We start from the raw sequence: 14,849 nt of genomic DNA, 5'->3' as shown, positions 1-14,849 counted from the left end.
CTTTTTTCTAGATTTTCGATAATTAGAATTTTAGACAATATTATTGGTTAAACTCTTATTGACAATATTTATTAACTTTTAATTAGAGAATAAATATTTGATATACAATATATTGGCAGGTGCATATATATGGATAATTATATACGTGTGGGGAAAATATTAAATACACACGGAATAAAAGGTGATTTGAAGGTTTTACCATTAACTGATGAACCTTCTAGATTTGAAAAACTAAAGACTGTTTTTATAGATGATGAAAATAGCAAAGTTGAAATAGAAAAGGTCTGGTATAGTAAAGGTTTTGTAATGATAAGACTTAATGGTTATAATGATATTAACGAAGTAATTAAATTTAAGAACTGTTATATATTAATTGATGAGAAAGATGCATTGAAACTTCCAAAAGATTCATTTTTCATATCCCAGATTATTGGACTTACAGTATTTCTTTCAGATGGAAATGAATTAGGTGAGGTTGTAGAAGTACTACAACCTGGGGCAAATGATGTATATGTAATAAGAGGTAATAATAAGGAATTTTTGATTCCTGCAGTTAAAGAGTTTGTTAAAGAAATTGATTTAGATAATAATAGAATGGTTATCGACCCTATTGAAGGACTGATAGAATGATAATAGATATTTTAACTTTATTTCCTGATATGTTTAAAAATACTTTGGGGACGAGTATTATTGGTAGAGCGATTGAAAATGACATAGTGAAAATAAATTATATTGATATACGTGATTTTTCAAATGATAAACATAAAAGGGTTGATGACTATTCATTTGGCGGCGGTCCAGGAATGGTAATGAAGCCTGAACCAATTTATGAATCAATTAAAAGTGTCAAGAAAGAAAATAGTAGAATTATATATCTTAGCCCTAAAGGGAAACTTTATAATCAGGAAATTGCTAATGAGCTATCAAAAGAACAGCATCTTGTTTTTTTATGTGGTCATTACGAAGGGATAGATAATAGAATCACTGAGAACTATATTACTGATGAAATATCAATTGGTGATTATGTCTTAACAGGAGGAGAAATCGCAGCTATGGTTATAGTAGATTCTGTTGTAAGACTAATTCCAGGAGTTCTTGGTAGGGAAGAATCATTCATTGAAGAATCTCATTATAATGGATTATTAGAATATCCACAATATACAAGACCGAGAGATTTCAATGGTTACCATGTGCCTGAAGTTCTTCTGTCAGGAGACCATAAAAAAATAGAAGAGTGGAGGCAGATTGAAGCTCTAAGAAGTACATTAGTTAATAGGCCTGATATGATAAAAAAAAGGAAACTTACTGATAAAGAAAACAGAATTTTAGATGCTATTAAGCGTAATACATTATAATAAAAATGTATTGTAATTAGAAGATATATATGCTATAATGACTTGTGGTAATACGGGCGTTCCTCTACAAGAGTGTAAGAACGTCTATGAAGAAGGGAGGTAAATATGATGGACGTAATCAAATTAATTGAGCAAGAACAAATCAAAAACGAGATTACTAGTTTTAATGTAGGTGATACTGTTCAGGTACACTACAGAATTAAAGAAGGAAATAGAGAGAGAATCCAAGTTTTTGAAGGTACAGTACTTAAGAGACAAGGTGGAGGTGCAGGTGCTACTTTCACTGTAAGAAGAATCTCTTATGGAGTTGGTGTTGAGAGAACTTTTGCATTACATTCACCAAAGATTGAGAAACTTGTAGTAACAAGAAGAGGTAAAGTTAGAAGAGCTAAGCTTAACTACCTAAGAGAAAGATTAGGTAAAGCTGCTAAAGTAAAAGAAAAGACAAACTATTAATATATTGGGACTGTTTACAGTCCCAATGTTTATTTGTTGAGGTATATCCTAATTATTATATTTTAAATGGAAATAATAATATTATGTAAAGTATTCTATACATAATATATATTATTTAAGGTTGGTGAAAAAATGAATATAAACTGGTATCCTGGCCATATGAAAAAAACAAAGGATTTGTTGCAAAACAACTTAAAACTAGTAGATATAGTTATAGAGCTTCTAGATTCTAGAATTCCTTTAAGCAGCAAAAATCCAGAGATAGAGAAGATTATTAAAGATAAACCAAGAATTATTATTATGAATAAAAGCGACTTAAGTAGTGAAGATGCCAACAAGGTATGGATCAATTATTATAAAAGCTTAAATGTACCTGTTGTACTAGTCAATGCAATGAGTAGTACAGGTACAGATAAAATAATGAATGCTATTAATAGGGCTATGAGGGAAAAAATAAGAGCAAAAGCAGAAAAAGGTATAAAGAATACCACCATTAGAGCAATGATTGTAGGAATACCAAATGTTGGAAAATCAACATTGATAAATGCACTAGCCGGCAGAAAAGGTGCTAAAACTGGAAATAAGCCTGGGATAACAAAAGGTAAACAATGGATTAAGCTAAGAGGAAATGTAGAACTTCTTGATACGCCTGGAATACTTTGGCCCAAATTTGATGATCAAAATGTTGCACTGAACTTAGCTTTTACAGGTGCAATTAGAGATGAAATAATGGATATTGAAACTCTTGGACTAAAATTAGTGGAAAGATTAATTTCTATTGATAACAGTCTTCTAGAGACTAGATATAATATTGAAATTTTAGGCAATTCGCCACTTGAAGTTGTTGAAATGATTGCAAATAAGAGAGGATGCATATTAAAGGGTGGAGAAATAGACTATACTAGAGTTGCTCATTTAATACTTGATGAGTTTAGAAGAGGATATATCGGAAAAGTTACATTAGATTATCCAGAAGATATAACAAAAGAATAGTGTTTTTACCTTCCTATCTATATGTTGGAAGGTTTTTATTATATTAAAAAGGATATTGACTGTTTATATAGAATAATTAATAAATGAAAGAGGGATACAGGATGCTTGAAATTGAACAAAAATTATGGGAACAAGGGTATAACTATATTGCGTGTATAGATGAGGTTGGTAGGGGTTGCCTTGCCGGAGATGTGGTTGCATGCGCTATAATAATGCCTAAAGATATATTTATAGAAGGGATAAATGATTCTAAAAAACTTACTCCTAAAAAAAGAGACAAATATTATGACATTATATTAGAAAATGCAATAGCTGTAGGAATAGGCAGTGTAGATTCCAAAACTATTGACGAGATAAATATAAAGCAAAGTACTTTATTGGCAATGCAAAAGGCTATAGATAACTTAAAGGACAAGAATGGAAATAATATAATACCCGAGTATATATTAATAGATGCAGAAAAAATAAATACAAGCATACCGCAACAGAGCATAATAAAAGGCGATGAAAAATGCCACGGCATAGCAGCAGCTTCTATTATAGCCAAGGTATATAGAGATAGAAAGTGTTTGGATCTGGAAAAAAGATATCCTGGATATGGCTTTGAAAAACATAAAGGCTATGGAACAAAGCAGCATAGAGAGGCTTTGCATGCTTTAGGTCCGTGCGAAATACATAGAAGAAGCTTTCTTAAAAAAATTCTTGGAGAATAATATTAACTAAATTATATGGGTGATGAAAATGAAAATTCAAAATGTAGATTTTATTTCTATAAGCAGTAAGCAAGATGGTATAAAGCTTTCAAAAAACTCGATTATAGAAGCAAAACTAATAGAAGCAGGTAATAACGATGTATTACTTGACTTGGGCAATGGGAATATTTTAGCTGGCAAGACTGAATTAGATTTGCAGGGACTGAAAAATAATATAATTAATTTTTTAGTGAAAAGTCTTGATAATAATAAAATTGAGTTAAAGCCCTTACTAGATACTACTTTTAACAATGAATATGAATCTAAATTCTTGGCTATGAATCTTCCCAGTAGTAGAATTGAGCAAAAACTGTTAGCAAACGTGAATACTCAAAATAACAGAGACATATTGACTGAAGAAAATAAAACCGCATATATTAAAGAGATTCTAAGCTTATACAAACTTGAAGAAAACAATACTAGCATAGAAACTATAAAAAGTATGATGAAGTTTGAAATGCCATTAAATAAAGAGACAGTTACGAATGTAATTAAATATATTAATAAATTGGAATCTATAGTTTCTACCAATGAAAATGAAGAGTTATATTTACTTGAGCCAAATCATGACCCATTAGATAGTGATATTTTGAAAATTATTAAAAATGAAGAAAGCCAAAATATAGAACAACAAGATATTTCTAGAAAGCTTGAAGTGAACAATAAAAATATTGCTGATCAGATATTAGCACAATCTAAAAGCTTTTCTTCACAAAACAAAATAACACCAGATTTGATTAAAAAAGTTGTGTTTTTAATCAAATGTGAAATAGACGTTAGTATCAATAATATCAAACAATTAACAGACTTAATTGAAAAGGGTAATTTATTTGAAGATAAAATTTCAAAGATATTTGATGAGCTAAAAAGCAGTAATTTTATTAATAAAAACTTAGTAGAAAATTTAAGAAGCCGTATGAATAATACTATAGTTACTTTTAGTCATAAAGACAAAGAAAAAATAGATACATATCACAAAGAAATGCGTTCAGTCGTGGAATTACTCAGCAAACAAATTGTTGAAAAAAAAGATATTTCTGATGAGCTACGTAGTAAAATTAAAGAAGTAAATGATAGTGTTAATTTGATTAATAAATTAAATGAGCATACAACTTTCTTTTACTTACCGTTTACATATAAAAACATTAACTTAAAAAACAGCTTTTATATGTTAAGTAAGAAAAAGCGTACGAAAACGTCAGATAAAATAAGTATTTTTATGAGATTGGAAACAAAAAATCTTGATGAAATAGAGATTATGTGTATTGCCATAAACAACAGAATCAATTTAAGTTTTAAAGTAGACAAGAATTTCACTTATTTATTTGAAGAAAGAAAATCAGAACTAAATGATATCTTAAAATCTGTTGGATATAGTAATGTAGTAATACGTATCAATGAAAAAAACTGTACAGACATTTTAGATTTGCTGTCAAATAATGAATTTCTTAATTATAAGTTGAATGTTAAGGTGTGATATCAATGAAAGATAATTATGATAAAAAGATAGCTGTTGCATTAAAATACGATGAAGAAAAAAATCATGCCCCTAAAATACTTGCAAAAGGTAAGGGTATTGTTGCTGACAATATAATTGAAAAAGGGAAAACTGAAGGAGTTAAGCTAGTTGAAAACAAACAACTAGCTCAAGAGCTTTCGACATTAAATATTGACCAAGAGATACCTGAACATCTTTATAGGGCTGTAGCTGAAATTCTTTCTTTTATTTATAATCTGGATAGCATGAAGGATGATGAACATGCTTAACAATCAATTAAAAGGGAAAAAGGGAGAAAGTTTAGCAAAGAATTTTCTAATTAAAAAAGGTTATACTGTTATTGATACTAATTTTAGAGCTAAGAGTGGTGAAATAGATATTGTAGCTAAGAAAAATGAGACAATTGTGTTTATAGAGGTGAAATCCAGATCAACTTTATCTTACGGTTATCCATATGAAGCAGTGGGATATAAAAAACAACAAAAAATTATTAATACAGCTCAGTATTATATATTATTGCACAAGTTATCTACCTTCAATTACAGATTTGATATTATAGAAGTTTTCTTAAACCAATCATACAGAATAAATCATATTGAAAATGCTTTTTGGATGTAATATGACTTAATGAATCAATCTATCAAGCTTTTTATCTAATAAATCATGTACTCTTTCAAACAATAATCCTGCAAAAAACCAAGCCGGGAAATAATCCAACCTAATATATCCCAAAATAGAGTACTTTGAAGACTTACTGTAGTCCCAGGGGCAGACTCCTATAGTTAAATCAAGAATATAACCACTTACGAACTCTATAAGAAGAATGATTATTGCCCATGCTATTCCTCTTAAAATTATATTTTCCCTCCTTATAATGTCATGTATAGGTTCTAAAAAAACTGCTGATCCATATATAAAGAACATCCAGATGTATGTTCTACTAGTAAGTGACAAATTGCCTGCTAATAGAGACCCTAGTCCAGTCCAAAATACTTCTATCAGCATTCCAAGCAGTCCATAAATAACAAAATGAGTTAACATAATACTATTATGTGTATTTACAGGATTTTTATTCTTTATTGACAAAAACAAATAATATATTACATAGAACACAGTATATGTCACTATTTGACTATTACCCAGGGAATATAATTCTGTTACTAAATTAATTTCTTTATTTTTTCTAAATAATTTTTTTGTCATGAATATAAAATAATTATATAATTACTTTATATTACTCATAATACTTAAAACTAAATAATTAAAATGGAGGTACATAAAATGAACAAGAACCCAATAGTTACAATTGAAATGGAAAATGGAAACTGTATAAAAATTGAGCTATATCCAGAAATAGCACCTAATACTGTTAAAAATTTTGTGTCATTGATTCAGAAAGGTTTTTATGATGGATTAATATTTCATAGAGTTATACCTGGGTTTATGATACAAGGTGGCTGCCCTGAAGGGATAGGAACGGGTGGACCTGGATATTCCATAAAAGGAGAGTTCAGCAGTAATGGATTTAAAAACGATTTAAAACACAAAAGAGGTGTAATTTCAATGGCAAGATCAATGCACCCTAATTCAGCTGGCTCCCAATTTTTTATTATGGTTGCGGATGCTCCTCATCTAGACGGAGAATATGCTGCTTTTGGTAGAGCAATTGAGGGCATGGAAGAGGTAGATAAGATTGTTAATTCAAATAGAGATCATAGTGATAAGCCATTTGATGAACAAAGAATGAAAAGAGTTAATGTAGATACGTTTGGAATTGAATTTGAAGAGGTTGAGAAAATATCTAAATAAAAAAGTCTATATCATTTAAGAAGATGATTTCTGTAATATAAACAGGAATCATCTTTTTTTTTGAAATATGTATTATTCTTTTAAAAATCAAGATACTAATTAGTGATAATTCAATCGTTAAATACTGTAAACGGAGGGTTAAATATGATTAAAAAAACTAAAACAATGGATGGAAATGAAGCTGCAGCTTATATTTCATATCCTTTTACTGAAGTGGCTTCAATTTACCCTATAACTCCATCATCTCCAATGGCTGAACTTGTGGATTTATGGTCAGCTCAAGGAAAAAAGAATCTTTTTGGACAGGAAGTCAGGGTAGCAGAAATGCAATCTGAGGCTGGAGCTGCCGGTGCAGTTCATGGTTCACTTCAAGGAGGTGCATTGACTACAACTTATACTGCGTCTCAAGGGCTTTTGCTTATGATACCAAATATGTACAAAATTGCTGGAGAATTATTGCCTGGAGTTTTTCACGTTAGTGCTAGAGCTATTGCTACACATGCACTCTCAATATTTGGAGATCACCAGGATGTTATGGCAACTAGACAAACAGGATTTGCACTTCTAGCATCCAATAGTGTACAAGAGGTCATGGACCTAGGTGGTATAGCACATTTAGCTGCAATAAAATCTAGAGTTCCTTTTTTACATTTTTTTGACGGATTCAGAACTTCTCATGAAGTTCAAAAAATAGAGTTAGTTGATTATGAGGAAATAAGTCAGCTATTAGATTATAGAGCAGTAGAAGAATTTAGAGGTAGATCATTAAATCCTGAGAGACCAGTAGTAAGAGGGACAGCACAAAATCCTGATATATATTTCCAAGGCAGAGAAGCTTCAAATTCTTTCTATGAAGCTGTTTCAGATATCGTTGAAGATTATATGCAGAAAATAAAGAATGTTACAGGAAGAGAATATCATCCTTTTACATATTATGGAGCCGAAGATGCTGAATATATAATAGTAGCTATGGGTTCTGTCTGTCAGACTATAGAAGAAACTATTGATTATCTTATTGCTAGAGAAGAAAAAGTTGGGATAATTGAGATTCACCTCTATAGACCGTTTTCTTCAAAATATTTCTTTGATGTTTTCCCGCATACAGTAAAAAAAATAGCAGTATTAGATAGAACTAAAGAGCCTGGTTCTATTGCTGAGCCACTATTTGAAGATATTAAGACTTTATTCTATAACAAAGATATAAAACCACTAATAGTTGGTGGGAGGTATGGGTTAGGTTCAAAGGATACAATACCGTCTGACATTCTAGCAGTATACAATAATTTGAAACATGATAAGCCCAAAGATGGCTTTACAATAGGAATAACTGATGATGTTACAAATACATCACTGGAGCCTTATGGATTTATAGATACTTCAGCAGAAGGAACTATTAGATGTAAGCTTTGGGGACTAGGTTCAGATGGAACAGTTGGAGCCAATAAAATTGCTATTAAAATTATTGGAGACAAGACAGATTTGTATGCTCAAGGTTATTTTTCATATGATAGTAAAAAATCTGGAGGTACAACTGTATCGCACTTAAGATTTGGGGAAAAAGCGATTAAGTCAACCTATCTGGTGTATGATTGTGACTATATGGCATGCCATAACAAATCATTTATTTACCATTATGAGCTTTTAAATGGTTTAAAGAAGAATGGTATTTTTGTACTGAATTGTCCATGGAACATAGATGAATTAGAAGAAAAACTACCTAATGGTATTAAAAGATACTTAGCAGAAAATGACATCCATTTCTATATAATTGATGCAATCAGCTTAGCCAATGAAATAGGACTTGGAAACCGGATTAATATGATTATGCAGACTGTGTTTTTTAAACTTACCAACGTAATCCCTATAGAAGATGCTGTTATATATCTAAAAGAATATATTGATAAAACTTACGGAAGAAAAGGCCAGCAAATAGTAAATATGAACTATAAAGCTGTTGATTTAGGACTGGAGAAACTAATAAAAGCTGAAGTTCCTAGAGAGTGGGCCAATATTCCTAAACAAGAAGAAAACGGTAAAACTGATGAACCAGATTTTGTTTCATGTATTCAAAGACCAATGTCAAAATTTGAAGGAGATGATTTACCAGTAAGTGCATTTTCGGGAATTGAAGATGGTACGTTTCCTTTAGGAACAACTCAATATGAAAAGAGAGGAATTGCAGTTATGATACCACAATGGCAAACAGATAAATGTATACAATGTAACCAATGCTCATATGTTTGTCCTCACGCTGTTATCAGACCTTTCTTACTTAATGATGAAGAAAAGAATAAATCACCAGAAACCTTGGAAACAAAAAAAGCTATTGGAAGAGGACTTGAAGGTCTTGAATATAGAATTCAAATTAGTCCTTTAGATTGCACTGGTTGTGGAAATTGCGCAGATATATGTCCTGCGCCAGGTAAAGCCTTAGTAATGGTAGATGCGGAGGAGGAAGTTCCAAGACAAATTGATAATTGGGAATATGCGGTGAGCGAAGTAACTATAAAGGATGATTTATTTGATAAAAAGACCCTTAAAGGTAGTCAATTTGCTAAACCGCTTTTAGAATTTTCTGGGGCATGTGCTGGATGTGGAGAAACAGCTTATCTTAAACTTATTACTCAGCTATATGGGGATCGGTTGATGATATCTAATGCAACAGGATGTTCTTCAATATGGGGGGCTAGTGCTCCATCGATTCCATATACTAAAAATCATCAAGGAAAAGGACCGGCATGGGGAAACTCTTTATTTGAAGATAATGCTGAATATGGATATGGAATGTATTTGGCAATACAGCAAATTAGAGGAAAATTGCTTGACTTGATAAAAAGAATGAGTGATACAGAGAGCAATGAAGACAGTAAGTTTATCTTTGAAGAATGGATAAATTCAATGAATGATGGAGAATTATCAAAGAAAGCTAGTGAAAATGTACTCAAAATACTGTCAAAGCAAGAATATAAGGAAGATAAAATAGCGCAGCAGATACTTGAAATGAAAGATTTTTTGATTAAAAAATCACAGTGGATTATTGGTGGAGACGGATGGGCTTATGATATTGGTTATGGAGGGCTTGATCATGTTTTGGCATCTGGTGATGATGTTAACGTTCTTGTTTTCGATACAGAAGTTTATTCAAATACTGGAGGTCAGGCATCAAAAGCTACACCAACTTCATCTGTAGCTAAATTCGCTGCATCTGGAAAAAAGATTAGGAAGAAAGACCTTGGAATGATGGCTATTGCGTATGGGTATGTATATGTTGCTCAAGTTGCTATGGGTGCTAATATGAATCAATTTATTAAAGCTGTTACTGAAGCTGAATCATACAATGGGCCTTCACTCATTATTTGTTATGCACCATGCATAAATCACGGAATAAAAGAAGGAATGGGCACATCCGTTGTTCAAGAAAAGAAGGCAGTAGAATCAGGATATTGGCATCTATATAGATTTAATCCAATGCTAAAAAATCAAAATAAGAATCCATTCGTATTAGATTCTAAAGAACCAAAAGAATCATTTAGAGAATTTATATTAAGTGAGGTGAGATACTCACAATTAAGTAATATTTTCCCACAAATTGCTGAAGAACTTTTTACTAGAGCTGAAAAAGATGCAAAAGAGAGGTATTTAAAATACAAACAATTGGCAGATTTAGAGTATTAAAATAGTGGGGTTAAAGTACCCCACTATTTTAATACCTTATTTTTGATTTTCTTCTACCCATTCTTTCGCATTGATGACTTCTAATAAGCTAGGAATTGGCACTCTTGAAACCTGCTTAACGTCTGTGATATTTGCCCAAGCAGCAGTCTGATGATTTTCTATTGGCAACTTTGTATTCTTATACTTAAGTTTATTTTTATTCATATGACCACTCCTTTATATTATTATTTGCATAAAATAAAAACATATTTAGCAAAAAAAATATTTTATATAAATTTAATTATATAGTTATTTGTAATGTACGAATTATATATAGTAAAAAGATGAAAATTACCACTAAAGCAAAATATTCAGAAAATTAAGAGGATAATTTGGTTTTATATTGAATTATTAGTAAATATGGGATAAACTAGAGTGTGGTATTAATGTTACTATCTTTACAAATTACACAATAAATAGAAGTAAAGATAAGTTCTTTGGTAAAAACAACTTATTAGGAAGTGAAATCATGCTATCAAAGGTAAAAACATGCGTGTTGCAAGGACTCGCTGGATATATAGTTGATGTGGAAACTGATATTTCAAGAGGACTGCCGAGTTTCAATATCGTTGGACTTCCTGACGCGGCAATAAAAGAATCGAAAGAAAGAGTTAGAACAGCTATTAAAAATGCTGGTTATGACTTTCCATTAAGTAGAATTACTGTCAATTTAGCTCCGGCAAATCTTAAAAAAGAAGGTACTCAAATTGATTTATCTATTGCAGTAGGAATATTAATGGCTATTGGAATCATTAAAGCTCAGGAATTAAATGATATATGCTTTATTGGTGAATTATCGTTAGATGGAAAAATAAACAAAGTAGATGGAGCTTTACCTATTACTATTTCATTAATGGAAATGGGTATAAAGAGGTTGGTAATACCATTCGATAACCAAGATGAGTGTAGTGTTATTGAGGGTATAGACATCATACCTGTTAAAAATTTAATTGAATTAGTACAATATTTAAATGACGAGATTGAAATACCTCCATATAAGACAAATATAGACAAGCTACTTAGCAGTTATGATGATAATTATGAAGACTTTAGAGATGTAAGAGGCCAGCAAGCACTAAAAAGAGCTATGGAAGTAGCTGCAGCAGGTGGTCACAACATATTAATTGTAGGACCACCTGGTTCAGGAAAAACTATGATAGCTAGGAGGTTACCTTCAATTCTTCCAGACCTTACCTTCGAAGAATCTCTTGAGATAACGAAAATATATAGTGTGTTAGGACTATTAAATAATAGAGGCATAATTAATAAAAGGCCATTTAGAGCTCCTCATCATACAATATCAGATGTATCTGTTATAAAAAGGGTAAAAAATTCAACACGAAAACTCAAACAACTCTCAAAATCGAGAGTTGTTTTTTTATATATTTAATAAAGTAATTATAAAATATTAATGAAATAATTATAAAATATAAACAAAGTAATTATAAAATTAATAAAATCAAACATAAAAATAAATAATATTGATTTATAAATTAAAGTGTAGTATAGTAAATATATTAAATCTTTACATCGGAGGACTATAATTAATGCCAAAGAAAGATAAGAGGGTTGTGGTTTTTACTACAATTCCAAACCCAAGACCTATAGAAGAGTTATATGAATTATTCTATAAAATGGCTTACGATGATTTTAACAAGGTATATGATGGAGAAAATATAGAAATAATAGCAGGATTACTTGGTATGGTTCCAACAAAAGATGTAAGGGAAGTATTTATAAAGTATGCACTTGAATATCATATTGGCATAATTTTTAAAGATGAAGAAACATTAAAAAAGCTAGAGGCAAATTATGAAAAATTAAAAAAGAAGTATTCTGAAGAAATATCTAAAAGAGATAAACAAGAATAAAAGGGCATTTAAGCCCTTTGTTTATTAACTTTGTCCATACAGGTAATTGATAAAAGAACGCCCTACGGGTTAAATATGGGCGTCTAGTTATATTCAACTCCATCTACTGTGAAGTTTCAAGTTGTCTATTCTGTTCCTGTTCTTTTCTATGTTCAGAATTATTAGTTAGCTGATTTTGAATAAAAGATAGTAGTATCGGTATTATTAAAACTGTAAATAAATGAGATATGTATATTTCTGACTGAACAATTTTTTTAAGATAGCCACCTTTAGGAACTATATTACCATATCCAATTGTAAAATACGTAATTGTACTAAAATAATTAGAATCAGAGATGTCGGTTAGATAGTTTTTATACTGTAGATTTAATTCATTTATAGTTTCTTCTAATAAAGCAATCTCGAGTTTAATTACATTATTAGGTTCACTACCTTTAAGATTAGAAACATTAATAATTTCATTTTTGTAATACATGATTTTAGAATAAGTTTCTTTCGCATCATCATTTATCTCACTATAAAACAATCCTTCCATTTTATCGTGGTTTATTGCGTACTCGTTATAGCCAGCGTAAATGAACCCATATATCATAATGGTATAACTGACTAAAATTATATAGTAAACAACTATAAAGATGTATCGAACTTTATAAATGAAGTTAGAAATAGATAGAATGATGGCAATAAAAGAATTTACTATTGCAAATTTTGTATTAGTTTTAGAGTCTTTTAGATAAATAGTATTAAGTTTATAAGCTTTGATTATCAAACCAAGTGATATCGCTATGTAAAATTCAATAAATACAAAAGATAATATATTAAATTTATCAATTGGATAAGTAGTAATTGAAGTTAAAACAATAAAAAGAAAAAACAATCCATACGTGAAATCTAAAATAAAAGAAAAGGTGATATCTTTATATGAAACGATTAAGGGAAAAAGCATAATCAATGAAAAAAATAAATGAGCTTTGTAATTATGTAAAGGTGAAAGAAAATTATTCTCTTTTATAAACATTAAAAAAAGTATACTAACTATGTAGAATAGTAAAATTTTATTTTTACTCCATAAATATCTAATAAAATTTAAAGGTAATTTTATTAGTTGAATTATAATTGATGATAGTGTTTTTAGAATTTTTCTTAGCAAAGACATTACTTACCTCCTGTAACGAATTAAGCATTTCACAATTTTAAGATATTAACTATTTTTACTCTTTATGAAATCAATAAAATTCAGGACTTCATTAAACTCTTCTTCATTTAGGTCAGATAAATTAATCATCTTATTTTTGTTAAGATGTGAATTAACTTTATCTTTTCGACCTATGAAATAAGTAGCGATTGTTCCAGTTAACATTCCTATAAATCCTATACCTACTACCATAAGAATAGCTGCAATTACTCTTCCGACAGTTGTAACGGGTGAAATATCTCCATAGCCAACAGTAGTTGCAGTTACAAAACTCCACCATACTGCATCTCCAAACGACTTAATTGTTTGATTTTGTTCTGCATAATAAATGCCGATTGAACCTAAAATTATCGTAACTATAGTCAAATATAATACATAAATAAATCCATTTGTATGAATAAATTTTTCTATCTTATTTGTAAATTTTTTGATATATACAATAAATCTTACCAATCTAGTTAATTTAGTCAATTTAGCTAATCGAATTACCCTAATTAATCTTACTATTCTAAAGGCTCTAAACAAGGAATTGAAGGGAATAATGGCAATTAAATCTAAAATATTATGTATAAAAAATTCCTTTTTATTCTGTGATAAAATCAACCTTACAAAATAGTCAATAAAAAATATAGATAATATACAGTTATCTATATAAAATAACATTCTAGTAGATTCAATTGAAACTTTTCCTACTAAGTCTAAAAACGCTAAGCTTACTGCAATCAATGCTAATATTGCTATCGATACTTCATAGATTAATGTGAATTTATTTTTTTTTATTGTATCTATCATATTAATCAAACCTTCTTTAATATATTTAGTCGCCTTTCAATATCCATCCCTTTTCTATAAAATTACCTTTGTGGCCACCTAATATTTCATGACTATAAAAGTATTTCTCTCTACATTCTTCACACAACATTCTATAAATTGATTTATGCCTGTTCCAATCATCGCTTCTTGATTCTTCTTCGTATACACTTTTGCCACATGGACAAGGATATTGTTTTATCCAATCTGTTTCCCAGCTCATAACACTTCCTCCTTTCACTTAACTATTAGATAGAAATGTACATAATATTTTCACTTCTAACATTCCTATTAGAACTCACATAACTATTTTCTACAAATGTTTCCATATTCCTTCATTTCAAATTAAAGTTTAAACAAACCATATGTGGTATAATATAGTAAAAATGACAAGGG

17 protein-coding genes are annotated in these 14,849 nt (G+C 29.9%); 12 read left to right on the top strand and 5 right to left on the bottom strand.

Annotated features, from left to right (window positions below):
• Positions 1-129: 129 nt before the first annotated feature.
• The 8 genes from rimM to HNR33_RS04410 all read left to right on the top strand — a co-directional run bounded on the left by rimM (position 130) and on the right by HNR33_RS04410 (position 5,672).
• Complete coding sequence (gene rimM / locus HNR33_RS04445; protein WP_429080473.1) at positions 130-630, top strand: ribosome maturation factor RimM; 501 nt, start codon at positions 130-132, stop codon at positions 628-630.
• Positions 627-1,355 (top strand): tRNA (guanosine(37)-N1)-methyltransferase TrmD, encoded by a 729-nt coding sequence (trmD, locus tag HNR33_RS04440; protein WP_429080471.1) that lies wholly within the window; start codon positions 627-629, stop codon positions 1,353-1,355. Before rimM ends, trmD begins: the two co-directional genes overlap by 4 nt.
• A gap of 108 nt (positions 1,356-1,463) precedes the next feature.
• Entirely contained in the window at positions 1,464-1,811 is a 348-nt protein-coding gene (gene rplS / locus HNR33_RS04435; protein ID WP_429080470.1) for a 50S ribosomal protein L19, read from the top strand.
• Between the two features lie 132 nt (positions 1,812-1,943).
• Positions 1,944-2,804, top strand: a complete 861-nt coding sequence (gene ylqF / locus HNR33_RS04430) for a ribosome biogenesis GTPase YlqF (protein ID WP_429080467.1) — start codon at positions 1,944-1,946, stop codon at positions 2,802-2,804.
• Between the two features lie 101 nt (positions 2,805-2,905).
• Positions 2,906-3,517 (top strand): ribonuclease HII, encoded by a 612-nt coding sequence (rnhB, locus tag HNR33_RS04425; protein WP_429080464.1) that lies wholly within the window; start codon positions 2,906-2,908, stop codon positions 3,515-3,517.
• 28 nt (positions 3,518-3,545) lie between these two features.
• Positions 3,546-5,033 carry a hypothetical protein gene (locus HNR33_RS04420; RefSeq protein ID WP_429080461.1) on the top strand — a complete coding sequence of 496 codons (1,488 nt, stop codon included), beginning with the start codon at positions 3,546-3,548 and terminating at the stop codon, positions 5,031-5,033.
• A 5-nt stretch (positions 5,034-5,038) separates the two neighbouring features.
• Complete coding sequence (locus HNR33_RS04415) at positions 5,039-5,323, top strand: EscU/YscU/HrcU family type III secretion system export apparatus switch protein (protein ID WP_429080460.1); 285 nt, start codon at positions 5,039-5,041, stop codon at positions 5,321-5,323.
• Positions 5,316-5,672 carry a YraN family protein gene (locus HNR33_RS04410; protein ID WP_429080458.1) on the top strand — a complete coding sequence of 119 codons (357 nt, stop codon included), beginning with the start codon at positions 5,316-5,318 and terminating at the stop codon, positions 5,670-5,672. The genes HNR33_RS04415 and HNR33_RS04410 overlap by 8 nt, the downstream gene beginning before the upstream one ends.
• A 6-nt stretch (positions 5,673-5,678) precedes the next feature.
• Here the strand turns inward: HNR33_RS04410 and HNR33_RS04405 are convergent, their stop codons facing one another.
• A complete protein-coding gene (locus tag HNR33_RS04405; protein ID WP_429080455.1) occupies positions 5,679-6,095 on the bottom strand; it encodes a putative ABC transporter permease in 417 nt (138 codons plus the stop codon).
• A gap of 240 nt (positions 6,096-6,335) precedes the next feature.
• On the opposite strand from HNR33_RS04405, the gene HNR33_RS04400 reads away from it, so the two are divergent.
• Positions 6,336-6,863: a peptidylprolyl isomerase gene (locus tag HNR33_RS04400; protein ID WP_429080452.1), complete on the top strand. Its 528-nt coding sequence runs from the start codon at positions 6,336-6,338 to the stop codon at positions 6,861-6,863.
• Positions 6,864-7,007: 144 nt separating this feature from the next.
• Positions 7,008-10,538 (top strand): pyruvate:ferredoxin (flavodoxin) oxidoreductase, encoded by a 3,531-nt coding sequence (nifJ, locus tag HNR33_RS04395; protein WP_429080449.1) that lies wholly within the window; start codon positions 7,008-7,010, stop codon positions 10,536-10,538.
• A gap of 36 nt (positions 10,539-10,574) precedes the next feature.
• Here nifJ and HNR33_RS04390 read toward each other — a convergent pair whose 3' ends face one another.
• Complete coding sequence (locus HNR33_RS04390) at positions 10,575-10,742, bottom strand: CDIF630_02480 family spore surface protein (protein WP_429080446.1); 168 nt, start codon at positions 10,740-10,742, stop codon at positions 10,575-10,577.
• A gap of 304 nt (positions 10,743-11,046) precedes the next feature.
• On the opposite strand from HNR33_RS04390, the gene HNR33_RS04385 reads away from it, so the two are divergent.
• Together HNR33_RS04385 and HNR33_RS04380 are read left to right on the top strand one after the other, a co-directional pair.
• The gene (locus HNR33_RS04385) at positions 11,047-11,967 is read left to right on the top strand and encodes a YifB family Mg chelatase-like AAA ATPase (RefSeq protein ID WP_429080443.1); all 921 of its coding nucleotides are present in this window, start codon (positions 11,047-11,049) and stop codon (positions 11,965-11,967) included.
• Positions 11,968-12,124: 157 nt separating this feature from the next.
• Positions 12,125-12,448, top strand: a complete 324-nt coding sequence (locus HNR33_RS04380) for a hypothetical protein (RefSeq protein WP_429080441.1) — start codon at positions 12,125-12,127, stop codon at positions 12,446-12,448.
• A 103-nt stretch (positions 12,449-12,551) separates the two neighbouring features.
• Here HNR33_RS04380 and HNR33_RS04375 read toward each other — a convergent pair whose 3' ends face one another.
• The 3 genes from HNR33_RS04375 to HNR33_RS04365 form a co-directional block, all read right to left on the bottom strand.
• Entirely contained in the window at positions 12,552-13,040 is a 489-nt protein-coding gene (locus HNR33_RS04375) for a potassium channel family protein (protein WP_429080439.1), read from the bottom strand.
• A 609-nt stretch (positions 13,041-13,649) separates the two neighbouring features.
• Positions 13,650-14,435 (bottom strand): potassium channel family protein, encoded by a 786-nt coding sequence (locus tag HNR33_RS04370; protein ID WP_429080437.1) that lies wholly within the window; start codon positions 14,433-14,435, stop codon positions 13,650-13,652.
• 25 nt (positions 14,436-14,460) lie between these two features.
• A complete protein-coding gene (locus HNR33_RS04365; protein ID WP_429080435.1) occupies positions 14,461-14,676 on the bottom strand; it encodes a hypothetical protein in 216 nt (71 codons plus the stop codon).
• Between the last annotated feature and the right edge of the window lie 173 nt (positions 14,677-14,849).

The sequence above is a fragment of the Brassicibacter mesophilus genome (assembly GCF_050433385.1).
GTDB classification, from domain to species: Bacteria; Bacillota; Clostridia; order Tissierellales; family Proteiniboraceae; genus Brassicibacter; species Brassicibacter mesophilus.
This window is presented reverse-complemented; position numbering and strand designations above follow the sequence as displayed.

Excerpts from the sequence above, each read along its gene's own strand:
- rimM (WP_429080473.1), top strand. The coding sequence starts at position 130 with ATGGATAATTATATACGTGTGGGGAAAATATTAAATACACACGGAATA.
- trmD (WP_429080471.1), top strand. The coding sequence starts at position 627 with ATGATAATAGATATTTTAACTTTATTTCCTGATATGTTTAAAAATACT.
- rplS (WP_429080470.1), top strand. The coding sequence starts at position 1,464 with ATGGACGTAATCAAATTAATTGAGCAAGAACAAATCAAAAACGAGATT.
- ylqF (WP_429080467.1), top strand. The coding sequence starts at position 1,944 with ATGAATATAAACTGGTATCCTGGCCATATGAAAAAAACAAAGGATTTG.
- rnhB (WP_429080464.1), top strand. The coding sequence starts at position 2,906 with ATGCTTGAAATTGAACAAAAATTATGGGAACAAGGGTATAACTATATT.
- HNR33_RS04420 (WP_429080461.1), top strand. The coding sequence starts at position 3,546 with ATGAAAATTCAAAATGTAGATTTTATTTCTATAAGCAGTAAGCAAGAT.
- HNR33_RS04415 (WP_429080460.1), top strand. The coding sequence starts at position 5,039 with ATGAAAGATAATTATGATAAAAAGATAGCTGTTGCATTAAAATACGAT.
- HNR33_RS04410 (WP_429080458.1), top strand. The coding sequence starts at position 5,316 with ATGCTTAACAATCAATTAAAAGGGAAAAAGGGAGAAAGTTTAGCAAAG.
- HNR33_RS04405 (WP_429080455.1), bottom strand. The coding sequence starts at position 6,095 with ATGTTAACTCATTTTGTTATTTATGGACTGCTTGGAATGCTGATAGAA.
- HNR33_RS04400 (WP_429080452.1), top strand. The coding sequence starts at position 6,336 with ATGAACAAGAACCCAATAGTTACAATTGAAATGGAAAATGGAAACTGT.
- nifJ (WP_429080449.1), top strand. The coding sequence starts at position 7,008 with ATGATTAAAAAAACTAAAACAATGGATGGAAATGAAGCTGCAGCTTAT.
- HNR33_RS04390 (WP_429080446.1), bottom strand. The coding sequence starts at position 10,742 with ATGAATAAAAATAAACTTAAGTATAAGAATACAAAGTTGCCAATAGAA.
- HNR33_RS04385 (WP_429080443.1), top strand. The coding sequence starts at position 11,047 with ATGCTATCAAAGGTAAAAACATGCGTGTTGCAAGGACTCGCTGGATAT.
- HNR33_RS04380 (WP_429080441.1), top strand. The coding sequence starts at position 12,125 with ATGCCAAAGAAAGATAAGAGGGTTGTGGTTTTTACTACAATTCCAAAC.
- HNR33_RS04375 (WP_429080439.1), bottom strand. The coding sequence starts at position 13,040 with ATGATATATGGGTTCATTTACGCTGGCTATAACGAGTACGCAATAAAC.
- HNR33_RS04370 (WP_429080437.1), bottom strand. The coding sequence starts at position 14,435 with ATGATAGATACAATAAAAAAAAATAAATTCACATTAATCTATGAAGTA.
- HNR33_RS04365 (WP_429080435.1), bottom strand. The coding sequence starts at position 14,676 with ATGAGCTGGGAAACAGATTGGATAAAACAATATCCTTGTCCATGTGGC.